Below are 15,729 nucleotides of genomic sequence, written 5' to 3' on the forward strand. Positions count from 1 at the left end.
TGGGAGCTTGAGCGGTGAGCCCTTCGTCTGCCAACAAACTGCACCGACGCCGCGCCGGGGCGAGCGACCCCGGCGCAGACGACGTGTTGTGCTATCTGGACCAAGGCTCATTCGTCGGATTGCGCGCGCTCGGCCGGGGGCCAGCGCTGCATCTGACCTGGTTGTATCCGCACGCTCTCGATGAAGCCGCCGTGAGACAGTTCAGCGAGCGCCTAACAGGGGGATTGCTGGGACGTCTCTTGCAGCGTTCGCCGTTGCCATGGGGGCGGCACCGTTGGGTGGCCAATCCTGTGCCGGGGCCAGTGACGTGGTTTCGCGACCCGCTCCCGGATGAGTGTCTGCCCCAATTGCGACGTGAGCTGCTCGATCTACCTGTCGATCCCGAGCACGGACCAGGCTGGCGGCTGGCAGTCCAGCCGCTGGAGGGCGGCGGCTGCGCGCTGACGATGCTGGTCTCGCACACGATCGCTGACACGCAAGCCACAAGTCAGGCCATCGCTGACGCCGTGGCTGGTCGATGTCTTGACCATGGATTCCCGGCCCCATCCTGGCGATGGTCTCCAGTGATGCTGGCGCGCGACAGCGTCGAGAGCTGGCGCGCTCTGCCTGACGTGTGGCGCGCTCTGGTGGCTCTCGTGCGGCGGTCGCGCAAGGGGAGGGCGGGCGTGTCGCGTTCGAGTCCCCGCGCTCGAAGCAGCCGCGACCGGCTCGAGCCGGCAGTGGATGTGCCGCTCGTGCGGGTGGTCATGGACGCAGGAGCGTGCCAACGGCGTGCGTCGGATCTGGGTGTGGCAAGCAACACGCTGATCATGGCGTTCACAGCACGGCTCGCTCTCCGGATGGGCCGCGTGGACGCTTCGGGGCGCGTGAAGCTGGTGTTGCCGGTCAGCGATCGCCGTTCAGGCGACCGCCGCGGCAACGCGCTGCGGTCGATTGCGGTGATGGCGGATCCCGATGCCTGCCGCAACCATCCGCACGCTTTACAGCGAGATATCAAGGCTGCGCTGGCCTCGCTGATCCGTCACGGCGATGACTTGTCGCCGATGCTGCCGCTGATTCCGTATGTGCCGCTGTGGCTGGCGCGTCATCTGGAGCGGACGGCGCTCGGGGCGGACCTGCCCGTTGGATGCAGCCTCGCCGGCGAATTGCCGCTGGACGTGAACCGCCCTTGCGGCGAGGCGTCGCTTCTACAGATCTCCCCTCTGGAGCGCTATACAGCCGCAGAGCTCGAACGGTTGGACGGCCTGCTATTCATCTTGTGCTACCGTGTCGGCGAACGGCTGTTCGCTACTGTGTCCGGCTACGTGCCAGATCGCGTGACGACCCGCGCCGAGTTGACACCAATCGTGCGCGACGCACTCGTGGATATGGGTCTTTGCGGGGCGGTCAGTTGACGAGAACCGACCGGCACGGCGCACGGGGCGCCGGCCAAGACGGCTGTCGAACGCTCAAGCGACGCGTAGCGCGTCGACGATCTTCATGCGGGCAGCACGCACAGCAGGCAGAAAACCGCCGAGCAGGCCCATCACCAGCGCGAAGACGAGCGATTGCAGCATGATCCCGGGCGTCAGCACGAACCGGAATGCGAGCTCGGAGAGCGAGGTCCAGTTCAGCGTGGTGATCTTCACCTGCGTCATGAGCGATGCGAACAAAAGCCCGATGACCCAGCCGACGAGCGCGAGCAGCAGCGCCTCGACGAGGAAAGCACCGAGGATCCGCGAGCGCCGAAATCCGAGCGCGCGCAGGACCCCCACCTCCATCATGCGGCTGGCCACCGCCGCGTACATGGTTATCGTCGCGCCGATCACCGCGCCGAGCGAGAACATCACCGAGAGCGTGATGCCCAGGATCTGAATGAACCCGGAGAGCAGGCGCGATTGCTCCTCGTAGAAGACGCGCTCGCGCTTGGCCTCGATGGTAAGCCGGGGGTCCGCTTCGAGGCGCGCCTTGAGCGCGTCAAAGCCGGAGCGATCAGCGAGCCGCACCGTGACGGAAGAGAAAAAGTCTCGCCGGAACGACTGCATGAGCTGCTCGCTATCGGCCCAGATCTCGGAATCGAACCCGCTGCCGCCCGCGTCGAACCGGCCCACGATCTTCCACTCCCGGTGCGCAAACCTCAGGCTGGATCCAATCTCGATGTCTTCGAAACGCCCCGCGAGCGCTCGGCCGATGACGATCTCGTTCGATCCCGGGCGAAACATGCGCCCCTCGGCCAGCCGCACCCGCGGACGCACGGCCAGAGCGGCTGGACCAACGCCGCGGATCAAGAGGTTGCTCGCCTGCTTGGTCTTGCGTCTTGGCTGCGCGATGAGCACGGCCGCTTCCTTCGATACAAGCGGCGCGCCTTCCGCCCCAATAACGACCTCGGGCTGGCTTTCGATGATCCTGGCCTGCCGACGGTCGATCAGGCTCTGGATCTCGACTTCCGCAGAGCGGCGTACGAAGATGACGTTCGTTTCCTCGCCGGTTGCCACGAGCGTCTGCTTGAGTCCGGAGTCGAGCATGAGCACGGCAGCGTAGACGAACACCACGAGGGCCATGCCTGTCGCGGTGAGCAAATTGGTGAGTTTGCGCACGTACAGGTTACGCAGGCTGTAGGCGAGCAGCAACGGCATGGTCAGCCCAACGCCCGAAGACCATTGACGATGCTGACACGGGCGGCCTGGCGCATCGGCAAGACCGCGGCGAGGATCCCGACCGCCAACGCCGAAAGTGCCTGCAGCAACACAGTGTTGACGCTCACGATCAGCGACGGGAACAGCGTCGCGGAGAGCTCGGCAAGTCGCGCGGCAACCGGGGGGGTGAGCCCGATGGCGATGGCACCCCCGATCGATGCGATCGCGACGGACTCTCCCAGGATCAATCGTGCTACGTAGCCCGGGCTGAAGCCGATGGCCTTCAGCGTGGCATATTCGCGGAGTCGTTCGCGTGCCGTCATCGCCATGGTGTTGGCCATGACCGCCAGGATGATGAAGATGACCACAAACGAGACCACGCGAATGGAAATGAGGATCGCTTCGGTCTGCTTCACGAAACCGATCTGGAACGCGCGCTCAGTCTCGGTGAGTGTCTCGGCGCGCGAATTTCGGAACACCTCGTCGATTGCCTGACTGACTTCCGCGACCTGATTGATGCTGCCAACGTCCACGGCGTAGAAGCCAACCTGGTCAGCTTGTGCCTTGGAGCGCACACGCAATGTTTCGTTCAAGTAGTCCCAGCGGAAGAAAAGCTGCGAGGTATCGGTTTTGGCGTCGCGGCCGTCGAACACGCCGCAGATCACGAAGTCCCAGTTGCCCGGAAAAATTGTCCCGCGCAGTTGAACGACATCGCCTGGCTTGAAGCCAAAGCGTTTGGCGAGTCTGCGCCCGACTATCGCGCCGCGGCGGTCGCGCAGGAAGGCGCGCCGCACCTCGTCCGAAACGAGGATCTCGGGGAAGATGTCGAGATAGCTCGCGGCATCGATCGCGAACTGGGGAAAGAAATTCTTCGGATCCTTGTAGACTCCGCCGAACCACGTCATGTAGGTGACACGCCGCACGCCTTCGACAGCGCCGATGCGCTTGTAATATGCCTGCGGCAGCGGCAGCGTGAAAGAGACGGCGTTGCGGGTGAGCAGTCGCGAAGGTACGGCGCCATCCACCCCCGCGTACCACGTTTTGACCACGGTCTGGAGCACACCGAAGGCCAGGATTGAAACAACGAGGCCGACCAGCGTCAGAGACGTGCGGAGCCGTTGGCGTAAGACGTTGCGCGCCACGAGCGTCAGCCATTGGCTCATGACGGGCACTCACTCAGGGCGCTGCTCCACCAGATAGGAAAGATCGCCTTTCTCCAGATGCATGATGCGCTTCGCACGCGCCGCCGCGCGGCGATCATGTGTCACCATCACGATCGTCTTGCCCATGTCGCGGTTCAACCGCTGCATGATCTCGAGCACCTCCTCCGCGGACTGCCGGTCGAGGTCGCCCGTCGGCTCGTCGGCCACCAGCATCGTCGGGTCGGTGACGATCGCCCGCGCGATCGCCACGCGTTGCTGCTGTCCGCCGGAGAGCTCCGAAGGCAGGTGTTTGACGCGATCGCTCAGGCCAACGAGACTGAGCGCGAGTTGCGCGCGGTCCCGGCGTTCGCGGCGCTTGAGGCTCGTGAGCGTGAGAGGCAGCTCCACGTTCTCCAGCGCCGTGAGCACGGGCATCAGATTGTAGAACTGGAATATGAAGCCCACATTCGCTGCGCGCCAGTCGGCAAGATCGGCTTCCGTGAGGCGCGTGATGTCTTCGCCGCCCACCTTGATGGAGCCGTGATCTGGGCTATCGATGCCGGCGATCAGGTTGAGCAGGGTCGACTTGCCCGACCCCGACGGGCCCATCAGCGCGAGGAACTCCTTACGACGGATGTCGAAGGTGAGTTTGGAAAGGACTGGGACGATCTGCGCGCCGCGTCGGTAACTCTTGCTCACGTCGCTCAGCGCGATAAGCACGTCTTCCCCGGTCGGCGCGTCGGAGAGGCGAAGCACGGTCACTTCGCGGCCTGCTTGACAGCGTGCCCGTCAGCAAGATCTTCCGGCGGCCGGATCACCACGCGCGTGCCGGCTTTGAGGTCGCGTACCTCGATCTGGTCGCCCACCTTCGCGCCGAGATCCACTGGCCGCAGACGAGCTTTGCCATTCTCGACGACGTAGACGTGCTGCTGTCCACCCACGTCGAAGACGGCCGCCATCGGCACTGCAAGAACCGGCTTGCGCTCTGATTCAGCTACCTCACGCTCGAGGAAGGCCACCTTGGAGCTCATGTCCGGAAGCATCCGCGCGTCGCGTTGCGCGAACCGGATTTTCACGAGGGTAGACGCCTTGGCGCGATCCACGGTCGGTACCATTCGGCTAACCACACCCTCGAAGCGCTCGCCAGGGATCGCGTCCAGCTGGATCTCCACCGGTTGTCCCAGGTGGATGCTCAGGTACGACGACTCCGCCACGTCGGCTTCCACTTCCAGCGAGTCCATGTCGGCGATGGTGACGACCGCCCCCTTGGTGTCGACCGCCTGCGAGAACGGTGTGATCGTGTCGCCTACGTTGGCGTGCCGCGTGAGGACAACTCCGTCGAAGGGCGCTCGGATAAGTGTCTGGCCGACGGCAACTTCGGACACGCGGAGATTAGCCTGTGCAGCGGCGATTGCAGCCCCGTATCCAGCAAACGCCGCTCGCGCCTTGGCGAGGCGTGCCTCGGCAGATTCGCGCATCGAATCGCTTATGATGTTCTTCTCGCCGAGGGCCTCTGAGCGCCTGAACGCGATTTCCGCTTGCGTGAGCTCCGCCCGCCCCTGGGCGAGATTGGCTTCCGCAACCTGCACGTTAGCGGCAGCCTGGTCGCGCATTGCCTGCGTGTCGTTGCTCTCAAGCCGGGCGATCACCTCACCCTCATGCACCTTGCTGCCTTCGAGTACACCCAGCCATTCGAGACGGCCTGTCGCCTTCGAGGCAACGGACGCCTTGCGTTGCGCAACGACGTACCCGGTCGCATTCAGCAGTGTCAGCGCCTGAGACGGATAGACAGAGTAGACGACCGCCGTCTCGACGACGATCTGCGCATGCCGACGCCACACCCACGCTGCGCCTCCGATGCCGACGATCATGGTGAGCAAAAGGACCCGCACCAGGACGCGGCGCAATTGTCTACGACGCCGCGAGTCAGCGCTACGGTCGATCGCAAGCGCAGATAGATCGGAAGTGGCGGGTACGCCATCGCTCAGGGCTTGGGGCAGAGTCATAGTTTCATCATGAATTTCCGAGCAATGCAGCGCAAATCTTGAAGTAAATATCTCGTTGCGAAAGCCGTAAGCCATGCACTTGAGGACTGTCAATTAGCATTAAAGGCGACTCTTGACATCCACGATTTCGTATTCTCCAATCTTATCCAAACTCTGAAATAAAGCCGACGGCACCCACACCAAAGCGATTGCCATAGCTTTGAGGCCGCTAAAACCGGAGCGGGAGCATAAAGTTCACCGTCGCAGTGCACGGGACACGAGGAGGACATCGAACCTGCGGCTGCGCTGCACGCGAGTTGCCGCGCCGCGGTCTTGAAGCCGGTATGGCCGTGCCTCCCAATCTCGTCGGTTCGCCGAGTCGGCTAGTTTATTTCCCTTGAATTCTTACGGCCCGGACTCCCAGCAGCAACCGGAGGCGGAGGTTTTCCACGACTGGTTCAAGGTCCGAGCGACTGCTGCGGAGCGCGCCAGCCGCGTACTGGACGGAGGTACGGCGATCGTGCCCGGTCAGTTGCTCCTGACGCTCGGACCAGGGCTTTTGCGGGAGGCATATGTCGCAGCAGGTGTCGCGCAAAGCCGCGTGGCGGGCCTCCGTGCGGTCCGGTTTCGCTTACCCGGTACGTATGGCGTGAAAGTGCGCTTTGCATCATCAGCATGCGCGTCCACGGCGCGAAGCGCCGGGTCGAACGTTCGCATATGGCAGTCCCGATGCGAGGGGCCTGCTCGCCCGTAGGTGCGAAAGGAGCCCCAACGGCCGACCTCGAGCTGATCGTCCGCAAGCTCAGCGATTGACGCAAATCAAGATGATGATGTGAAAGCCGGTCAAGTTCCTCAAGCATTTGCTTACGAGGATGAGGTGCGAGAGTGATCCCTGGACCCCTTGGCGCGCGTGTTATGGCCGCTCGCGCCGGTAGAGCGATGGTCTTGGCCCTGTTCACCGCAATCATCGGAGCGTCGCTCGCGCCGGTGGGAACGAAGCGAGCGCTCGCCGCCGAGGTCGATGCGGTCGGCGCCAGCGCTCCGGTCGGATTTGCCGAGGTCATCGAACGGGTGAGGCCGGCCGTCGTCGGCATCCGTGTGAAGACCGATCAGAGGGGGCTTGATGTCGAGCGCCGGCAATCGATCCCGCCGGGATCGCTGCTGGATCGGTTCTTCAAGCAGTTCGGCGTACAAATTCCCGGAGATCCTGCTCCCGGGTCCGACGTGACCGTTGGGTCGGGCTTTCTCGTTTCCGGGGACGGCTATATCGTCACGAACGAGCATGTGATTGCGGGTGGCATCGACATCGAGGTGACGATGGACGATGGCAAGGTCCATTCCGCCAAGCTCATCGGCGGGGATCCGCAGACCGATCTCGCGCTCATCAGAATCTCCGCGCCGGACGATTTGCCTTACGTGCGTTTCGCCGCGGCGGAGCCCCGGATAGGCGAATGGGTGCTGGCGATCGGAAATCCATTCGGGCTGGGCGGCACGGTCACCGCCGGGATTGTCTCGGCACGCGGTCGCGACATCGGCGAAGAACCCTACAACGATTTCATTCAGATCGACGCTCCGGTCAACAAGGGCAATTCCGGCGGGCCAACGTTCAACGTGAGGGGGGAGGTCATCGGGGTCAACACCGCCATTTACTCGTCTTCGGGCGGCTCAATGGGGGTGGCGTTCGATGTTCCGGCGGAAACCGTGAGGTCCGTCGTTCACCAGCTTCGAGAGAAAGGTCACGTCACGCGAGGCTGGGTTGGCGTCTACCTCCAGGAGGTCACGCCAGGGATTGCTGACGCGCTGGATCTGAAGAACACCCGGGGTGCCCTCGTTGCGCAGCTGGACGAAGGACCGGCAGCCAGGCAGGGTGTCGAGGCTGGTGACGTGATCACATTCGTGAACGATCATGAGCTCAAGAATCCCCGCGATTTCGCCAGGACGGTGGCGGCGATCGCTCCCGGTACCGTCATCAATCTTCGCCTCCTGAGAAATGCGCAGGAGATGTCGATTGATGTGACCGTGGGTGAACAGTCACGCACCGCGAGCGCTCGCTCGGAAAAGCAGCCGGAGCCGGGAGAGAAGTCCGCGCTCGGGCTTACGCTTGCACCGGCACGCTCCATCTCAGGCGCCGGTGACGAAGGTGTGGTGATTCTCGACGTCAAACCGGGCCGCGGTGCGCTGGATGGCGGCCTTCAGGTCGGTGACATCATTCTCGCCGTCAGTGGTCGGGGCATCAGTACCGCAGCTGACCTGAACAGCATGGTTGACGAAGCGCGAGCGCGAGCCAAGCGCACGATCCTGGTCCGCATCAAGCGCGCCGGAACGATGAGCTTCGTGGCCGTTCCGATCACCTGATTGGTACGCGGGTCACTTCTGCAGGACACGCGCCCGACACCGCAATCGGCATAGCCGTTCGCCAGCCCGCCAGGCGCCATTCGCCCTCTAAGCGGCCGCTCGACCAATCGTTGCAGCTCTGATCGAACGCAACGAAGGCTGCTGTTCAATTGCTAACGTTTCCGTTCTGGGAAGGAAGACAGTCATGCGAATTGTAGGAAAATTGAGCACACTAGCGGCCGTTGCCGTGATTGCCGCGGCAGCGTTGATGCCGACCGGAGCAGAGGCAAGGAATGGACGGATCGCCGCGGGGGTGATCGGCGGGTTTGCCGCTGGCATTCTGGCTGGAGCCGCCGTGGGAGGGCCCTATTGGGGTCCATATCCATATCCGTATCCATACTATCCGGCTCCGGTCTACTATCCTCCAGGACCTTACTATGCACCATATGGGCCCATCTATTACGGACCGTGCGTTCGCCGCACCGTGTGGGATGGTCGGCGCTGGCGCCGCGTGCGCGTCTGCTACTGAGAATATGCAGATCGCATCTCAGGGAGATCGCCAAGCGGCGATCTTCCCGGCGGTCATCCATAGCGACTTCAGGAATTGTCCTGAAGCAACCGGCTTGTGGAAATGTGAGCGATCCTATAATTCTTCGGGAGCGACCGTTGAACAGTTCAATTGCATGATCCCCTTGCTTTTCATGCAGTCGCGATCGCAGGCGCGCGCTTGAAGCAATGCGACGCGTCCGCGACATCGCGGCAGGTGAAAAGCGGCACCTCACGTGTGATCAGTTGGTCCATCCTCAGAAAGCAAGCTGGTTCTCCAGGCTGTTGCTCTCGCCAGGCGAGGAAACCAGTCACGTCGCGCCTGTCGGAAAGCCCCCGGATGCTCTCCGCGTTTCGCTCGCGCTCTTCCTGATTTCGCTGGGCGTTATCGCCGTCGTGTGGTGGTGGTTGGGGACGCCGGTCCATCTGGTGCGCGCACCCATCGATCCGAATGACAAGGTGCAATGCATCTCATACGCTCCATTCCGCAACCATCAGACGTCACTTTCGCCTGCGACGCAGGTATCGCGTGAGCAGATCGCGGAGGATCTTGCCCAGCTGGCGGAGATAACCGACTGCATCCGTACCTATGCGAACGATCTTGGTCTCGACCAGATCCCCGAACTTGCGGCCAGAGCGGGGCTGAAGGTCATCCAGGGCATTTTCCTCGACAAGGACCAGCAGAAGAATCGAACTCAGATATCAACGGCGATACGCCTCGCCAGGGAATATCCCGGGACCGTGATCGCGCTCGTGGTCGGAAACGAGACGCTGCTGCGCAAGGACATAACTGTATCCGATCTCGCCGACACGATCCGCTCGGTGAAGGCGCAGGTCAGTGTCCCCGTGACCTATGCCGACGTCTGGGAATTCTGGCTGAGCAATCGTGAGCTCTATGACGTCGTCGATTTCGTCACGATTCATATCCTGCCATATTGGGAGAACGTGCCAATCCCGGCTGAGTCCGCTGTCAAGCACGCCGACGCAATACGCCGGCAGGTCGCGGCGGCCTTTCCGGGCAAGGAAATCCTGATCGGAGAAATAGGTTGGCCGAGCCAGGGACGGATGCGGGAATCGGCGTTGCCGTCCCCTGTCAATCAGGCCCGGGTGGTCTCGGAGGTCCTCGACCTTGCCCGACGCGAGCATTTTCGCGTCAACCTGTTCGAGGCCTATGACGAATCCTGGAAGCGGGAGATCGAGGGCACGGTCGGCGGATCATGGGGCCTGTTCGGAGGCGAGGAACGCGTGCTCAAATATCCTGCCGGCATCCCCGTCAGCAACTATCCGCTCTGGAAGCTGCAGATGTGCAGTGGAATTGCGCTCGCGACCCTGGTCTTCGGAGTGGCATGGTTGACCTTGCGTCGCAAGCCCGGCCGCCCTGGCCTGGCTTCATGGCTTGGGGTCGCAGTATCGGCGACGACAGCCGGAATCCTGTTTGGCGTGGCCGCCCAAAAGGTGTTCTTTGAAAGCGTCGGGTACGGCGGCTGGCTCATGTGGAGCTCTCTGCTGGTGGCCGCGACGGCTTCGCCGGTGTTTGGTGCCAACGCCCTGGTGTCGGGGCGCCCGCCGCCCAGTTTTCAGGAATTGCTCGGCCCGAAAGGCTATCGGACGGAATCGATGCTCGTGACCATGCACGGGGGGGCCTTGATCGTGATCGTCGTGATCGGCACGGCGACCGCACTCGGGCTTGTGTTTGACCCGCGCTTTATCGATTTTCCTTTTGCCCCACTCACCATGGCGGCGGTTCCTTTCGCGGCCATGACCCTGCTCAATCCGCCCGGAAAGGGAAGCCGTCCTGTGACGGAGCCGCTGTTTGCCGGTGTGTTTGTCGGAGCGGCGGTCTATGTGGGGTTCAACGAAGGGCCGGCGAACTGGCAGGCGATGTGGACCTGCGCCGCCTATCTCCTGCTTGCCGCAACGCTGTGGCGGGCGCGTGCCTCTTGATCGGTATCGAGGTCGCCTCGGAGCCGCAGCGATATGAACAACCATGTCTTCAGATCGCTCGATCAGTCAATCTACCACCGGCGCAGGCGATGCTCATTCGCCAAAGACGGACGCGGGGCGACCGCGCGGAGATGAACGGCCTACGCGGCAATTCCTCAGGCCTACGGTCTCCTGGTACGGCAAGCCTCTGATCGTGAGCGCTTGTTCGGATTGAACGATGTCGCGCTTGATCGCCTGCACAATTTCGCCCGTAGTCACCGATGTGTCGCGAGCTTCGCCGACACGGTCGCGTTGTTTCGGAAGCGTATCGCGTCGGTCGAGGAGTGGCGCGATCCGCAACGCTCGCCAACCTGAGATCGCGGATATCGCAGCGAAGTGTCGCCCGGCAAGCGCGACGAAGGCTCATCCGCACGTCGCAATCACCAGGACTACTCTCAGGAAGGGAAATCGGCCGGCCTCACGTCGATACGGTCGGCGTGCAACGACCAGTCCCGGATTGCGCGAAGTTCGCAGAATTCCTGCTTCGCCAATCGCGCCGCCTCCTTTTCGTCGTCGGCATCGATCTCGATGGTACGCTGACATGCCTCACAGACTTGTCCTTGGTCGCCGACGACCTTCTTCAGAAAGCTGACGACAAAGTGGGGCATGAAATCCTCGCTATGTGAGCACGCGATCCGGCCTGCATCAGTAAACGAAAGCCGGAGTTTCGAGCAAGTGGTCATTTACCAGCACGACTCCCGGGATCGCCTCGGCCGCGACGCGGATGGCTGTGCGTTCGGCCGCAGATGGCGCGAAGCCCCAGATGTCGATGATGCCGTTCTGGACGGTTGCGTTCAGGTTGAACGTATGCGCCCAAGGCTGCTTCTTGAGCTCTTCAAGGAACTTCCTTCTGATGGTCGCATCGGAAAGTGAAATCTCCAGCTTCGGCCGGGCGCTCGCGATGGCCTGCAGCAGATTGGCCCGGCTGACGATCCCGACGAGCTGACCCTGCTTGTTGACGATCGGCACGCGCTTGATCTGACGCTCCTCGAGCAGCATGGCGATGTCGCTCAGCGGCGTTTCGGGGGTGGCAGTCACGACCTCACGGGTCATGATATCCCCGACCTTGACCGCATGCGACTTGACGTAGTCAGTCGCCATTTGCGCGTCGCCGGTCAGGAGGCGAAGCCACCAGGCATAGTGGCGCTCGGTGCCGGATTCGGCTCGATGCATCAGGTCGCCTTCGGTCACGATCCCGAGGATCTTGTTGTCGGCATCGACGACCGGCACTGCGCTGATGCGGCGCTCGAGGAGGATCTTGGCGACTTCACGAACGGTTGCATTTCCGCCGACAGTCATCACCGGGGCGATCATCACGTCCTGTGCTTGCATGGCTGGCCTCCGTGTTGGCTTTCGGCATCTTGCCGCCTCTCGGGCCGGCCGGATTGATCGGGATCAAGGAGCGCGGCCGGACCGCTTGATTTGCGTCAACGGGACCATCGGGAAACGCGAGATAAGAGTCCCATTCGAGCAATGGAGCAACGACATGTCTCTTGCCAGCGTCATGGTCTACGTCGATTCCGAACAGCAGGACGAAGGGCAGATTGCCGTCGCCGAGACGGTCGCGAATGGCTTTGGAGCCGCCTTGCTCGGCGTCTCAGCCATCGCGATAGATCCCCCGTTCGTCGCCGAAGGCGTGATCATCGAACAGACGACTGAGGAGGATCTCAATCGCATACGCGCAACGCTCTCGGACAAGGAGGCGTGGTTCAGGCGCATCGTTCGCCTGCCGAGTGAAAAGGTGGAATGGCGCTGGACGATCGGCTTTCCGACCGAGTTCCTGGTCGAGCAGTCCAGGGCGGCGGATCTCGTCGTGGTGAGGCGCAGCCAGCTGAAGCCGAATTACTCACGCCACCTCGATGCGGCGGGAGCCATGTTGCGGCTGGGCCGTCCGATCCTCTCGGTGCCGGACGGCGTCACCCGATTGTCGGGCGATCGGATCGTGGTCGGCTGGAAGGACGCCCGGGAGGCGCGCTTGGCCGTTCGGGACGCGCTGCCATTTCTGACCCGGGCTTCACAGGTCACGGTCGCCGAAATCTGCACGTCGAGCGAACAGGATGCGGCGCGAGACCGGGTGCGGGACGTGACCAGATATCTTCAGCGTCATGGCGTGAGCTGCCAGCACGAGGTGCGTGTGCATACGGCCGAGCCTGACGCGGGCTACCTCGTTCGGCTGGCTGCCGACGTCGGCGCCGACCTCATCGTGACCGGAGGGTATGGGCACAGCCGGTTGGGCGAGTGGGTTTTCGGCGGCATGACGCAGAGCCTTCTGCAGCAAGCTCCGGTCTGCCTGTTGATGTCGCACTGACGTCACGTCACAGGAGAGTATGCAATGGACAAGGATGGTCAGGCGGCGAAGAAGAGCGTGGCGAGGCGAAAGGCGGGGGCGCCCGGACCTGATCGCGGCGCGCCGGTCGACGCACCGGTCCTTGAGACCATGCCGGCCGATCGCGCGATCAAGGATGCCCTCGAGGACGATGAGGTGCGTCAGGCGCTTGGCATACATCGCAGGGACAAGCGCTCCTGAACCATGATCCGGAGAAGCGCGCAGCGGTTTTCCCGCGAGACAAACGCGGAACGCGTTTGCGCGGAGATCATGCTTAAACAGTAGCCCAAAGCGCGATGACGACTCGTCCTGATCTCATCGCGCTTTAGCCCGCAGCCCGCCGGCTTTCCCCGCTGTCGCGCTCCGCGGCGCGGACGATCTCGATGGTCCGCAACACGCTCGACGGATTCACGCTGATCGAGTCGATCCCGAGCTCAGCCAGGTACTTCGCGATCTCCGGATAGTTGGCGGGAGCCTCGCCACAGATGCCGACGTGGCGTCGGTTGCGCTTGGCGCCGAGGACGGCCATCGACAGCATTTGCAGCATGCCGGGATCTCGCTCGTCGAAGTCGAAGGCGACGATCTCGGAGTCCCGGTCGACGCCGAGCGTCAGCTGGGTGAGATCATTGGAGCCGATGGAGAAACCGTCGAACAATTGCGCGAACTGGTCGATCAGGATGACGTTGTTCGGGATCTCGCACATCATGAATATCTCCAGGCCGTTCTCGCCCCGCTTGAGGCCATGAGTTGCCATGGCTGCAATGACCTTGCGCGCTTCCTCGACACGCCGGCAGAACGGAATCATGATCTTGAGATTGGTGAGGCCCATCGCCTCGCGCACCCGCTTCATTGCAGCGCATTCCAGCTCGAACCCCTGCGCATAGGCGGGGTGCGCGTAGCGCGCGGCGCCTCGAAAGCCGAGCATCGGGTTCTCCTCGCGAGGTTCGAAATCGGCGCCGCCGAGAAGGTTCGCATATTCATTGGTCTTGAAATCGGAGAGGCGCACGATCACCGGCCGGGGATAGAACGCGGCGGCGATGGTGCCGACGCCCTCCGAAAGCCGCTCGACGAAGAATTCGGACGGCTGCTTGTAGCGTGCGGTCAACAGCTTGATCTTCCGCCGGTCCCGCACTGAGGTCACCTTGTCGGGGCAGGCGAGCGCCATCGGATGGATTCCGATATGCTGGTTGATGATGAATTCCATACGGGCAAGGCCAACGCCATCGCTCGGCAGGGATGCGGTCTTGAACGCGATCTCGGGATTGCCGAGGTTCACCATGATTTCGGTGCGCGGCTTCTGGACACTTTCGGTCGCGGTCCGTTCGACCTCGTATGGCAGGGTCCCCTCGAAGACGTGACCGATGTCACCTTCCGCGCAGGACACCGTCACAGCCGTGCCGGTCTTCGCCCTCTTGCTGAAACTGCCCGTTCCGACCACTGCGGGCACTCCGAGCTCGCGCGCGATGATGGCGGCATGGCAGGTCCGGCCGCCATGATCGGTCACGATCGCGGCGGCGAGCTTCATGACGGGCTCCCAGTCCGGGCGCGTAGCCGTCGCGACAAGCACCTCGCCCGGGCGGAATTTCTGGAGATCCCGCTCGTTCCTGATCAGCCGGATGCGTCCTGCCGCGATCTTTTCCCCGACGGCGCGGCCTTCGGCCAGCGCCGTCCCGGGCGATTTCAGGACATAGCTCTCGAGCTCCTCCGGCTTTCGTTGCGAGGCGACCGTCTCGGGCCGGGCCTGAATGATGTAGAGCGAACCGTCCCTGCCGTCCTTGGCCCATTCCACATCCATCGGGGTCGGCTTGCCTGCTTTTTGCGAGTAGTGCTTCTCGACGAGCAGCGCGCATTCGGCCAGCGTCAAGACCTCGTTGTCATTGATGCAGAATTTCTGGCGCGCGTTCGCCGGCGTTGCCTCGTTCCGGGTCGTGTTGTGCCCGCGACCGTAGACCATCCGCTTTGCCTTCGATCCCAGGCGGCGCGACAGGACCGCGCGGAAGCCGGCGTTGAAGGTCGGCTTGTGGACGTAGAATTCATCGGGATCGACGACGCCCTGCACGATATTCTCGCCGAGCCCGTAGACCCCGGTCACGAATACGACGTCGCGAAACCCGGTCTCGGTATCGAGCGTGAAGGTGACGCCGCTTGCCGCGAGATCCGAGCGGACCATCTTCATCACGGCAACCGACAGCGCGACCTTGAAGTGATCGAAGCCATTGTCGATCCGATAGGAGATCGCACGATCCGTGAACAGTGAAGCAAAGCAGCGGCGGCAGGCCTCCATCAGCCCGTCTGCGCCCCGGATGTTGAGAAAGCTGTCGTGCTGGCCGGCAAAGCTTGCGGTCGGAAGGTCCTCGGCCGTGGCCGAGCTACGGACCGCGACCGCGACGTTGCGTCCGTATTCCTGCTCCAGCTGCCGATACGCCTGTCTGACCTGGTGGCGCAGATCCTCCCGGTCGGTCGCCGCGTAGACGATCGCGCGCGCGGCGGCGGCACGGCGGGCAAGATCGGCGATCCGCCGCTTGTCGAGGCCGGCGAGAAGGGAGCCGAGCCTGTCCCACGCGCCGGCTTCGGTCAGGGCGTCCCGATACGCGGCCGCGGTCAGCGCAAAGCCGTTCGGGATCTTGACGCCCTCCGGCGTCAGCGCCGAATACAACTCGCCCAGGGATGCGGTCTTGCCTCCAACCAGCGGCACGTCGGCAAGACGTATGTCCCTGAACCAGCGAATGTAGCTCGATGCGTCCATCGCGCATTCTCCCGCGCTGCAGAATGGGTCTGAATGGCGATAACTTTCGCGC

Annotated in this window: 12 protein-coding genes; 5 read left to right on the forward strand and 7 right to left on the reverse strand. The window is 63.0% G+C overall.

The genetic code is table 11. The features are described 5' to 3' along the window. The first annotated feature begins 14 nt into the window (after positions 1-14). Entirely contained in the window at positions 15-1,394 is a 1,380-nt protein-coding gene (locus tag ACSHT2_RS29310) for a hypothetical protein (protein ID WP_440638249.1), read from the forward strand. Positions 1,395-1,448: 54 nt separating this feature from the next. Here ACSHT2_RS29310 and ACSHT2_RS29315 read toward each other — a convergent pair whose 3' ends face one another. From ACSHT2_RS29315 to ACSHT2_RS29330, 4 genes are read right to left on the reverse strand one after another with little or no spacing between them, the layout of a single operon-like run. Then, on the reverse strand, positions 1,449-2,615 hold the full coding sequence (locus ACSHT2_RS29315) for an ABC transporter permease (RefSeq protein ID WP_440638250.1): 1,167 nt from the start codon (positions 2,613-2,615) through the stop codon (positions 1,449-1,451). A gap of 2 nt (positions 2,616-2,617) precedes the next feature. Further along, positions 2,618-3,778, reverse strand: a complete 1,161-nt coding sequence (locus ACSHT2_RS29320; protein WP_440638251.1) for an ABC transporter permease — start codon at positions 3,776-3,778, stop codon at positions 2,618-2,620. Between the two features lie 9 nt (positions 3,779-3,787). Beyond that, positions 3,788-4,519, reverse strand: coding sequence for an ABC transporter ATP-binding protein (locus ACSHT2_RS29325; RefSeq protein ID WP_440638252.1), 732 nt, complete (start codon positions 4,517-4,519; stop codon positions 3,788-3,790). Beyond that, positions 4,516-5,763, reverse strand: a complete 1,248-nt coding sequence (locus tag ACSHT2_RS29330; RefSeq protein ID WP_440638254.1) for an efflux RND transporter periplasmic adaptor subunit — start codon at positions 5,761-5,763, stop codon at positions 4,516-4,518. The genes ACSHT2_RS29325 and ACSHT2_RS29330 overlap by 4 nt, the downstream gene beginning before the upstream one ends. Positions 5,764-6,687: 924 nt before the next feature. Between ACSHT2_RS29330 and ACSHT2_RS29335 the strand changes: the two genes are divergently transcribed. Together ACSHT2_RS29335 and ACSHT2_RS29340 are read left to right on the forward strand one after the other, a co-directional pair. Further along, a complete protein-coding gene (locus ACSHT2_RS29335; RefSeq protein WP_440638256.1) occupies positions 6,688-8,097 on the forward strand; it encodes a Do family serine endopeptidase in 1,410 nt (469 codons plus the stop codon). Between the two features lie 714 nt (positions 8,098-8,811). After that, positions 8,812-10,566, forward strand: a complete 1,755-nt coding sequence (locus tag ACSHT2_RS29340; RefSeq protein WP_440638258.1) for a glycoside hydrolase family 17 protein — start codon at positions 8,812-8,814, stop codon at positions 10,564-10,566. A 434-nt stretch (positions 10,567-11,000) separates the two neighbouring features. Here the strand turns inward: ACSHT2_RS29340 and ACSHT2_RS29345 are convergent, their stop codons facing one another. After that, the gene (locus tag ACSHT2_RS29345) at positions 11,001-11,213 is read right to left on the reverse strand and encodes a hypothetical protein (RefSeq protein ID WP_370138679.1); all 213 of its coding nucleotides are present in this window, start codon (positions 11,211-11,213) and stop codon (positions 11,001-11,003) included. Between the two features lie 37 nt (positions 11,214-11,250). Next, positions 11,251-11,937: a CBS domain-containing protein gene (locus ACSHT2_RS29350; RefSeq protein WP_440638260.1), complete on the reverse strand. Its 687-nt coding sequence runs from the start codon at positions 11,935-11,937 to the stop codon at positions 11,251-11,253. 154 nt (positions 11,938-12,091) lie between these two features. Here ACSHT2_RS29350 and ACSHT2_RS29355 point away from each other — a divergent pair, with 154 nt between their 5' ends. After that, positions 12,092-12,913: a universal stress protein gene (locus ACSHT2_RS29355; protein WP_440638262.1), complete on the forward strand. Its 822-nt coding sequence runs from the start codon at positions 12,092-12,094 to the stop codon at positions 12,911-12,913. A 24-nt stretch (positions 12,914-12,937) separates the two neighbouring features. After that, on the forward strand, positions 12,938-13,132 hold the full coding sequence (locus ACSHT2_RS29360) for a hypothetical protein (RefSeq protein ID WP_440638264.1): 195 nt from the start codon (positions 12,938-12,940) through the stop codon (positions 13,130-13,132). Positions 13,133-13,256: 124 nt separating this feature from the next. Here ACSHT2_RS29360 and ppsA read toward each other — a convergent pair whose 3' ends face one another. Then, positions 13,257-15,677, reverse strand: coding sequence for a phosphoenolpyruvate synthase (gene ppsA / locus ACSHT2_RS29365; protein WP_440638266.1), 2,421 nt, complete (start codon positions 15,675-15,677; stop codon positions 13,257-13,259). Positions 15,678-15,729 lie beyond the last annotated feature (52 nt).

The organism is Bradyrhizobium sp. PUT101 (assembly GCF_052043945.1).
Taxonomy (GTDB): domain Bacteria; phylum Pseudomonadota; class Alphaproteobacteria; order Rhizobiales; family Xanthobacteraceae; genus Bradyrhizobium.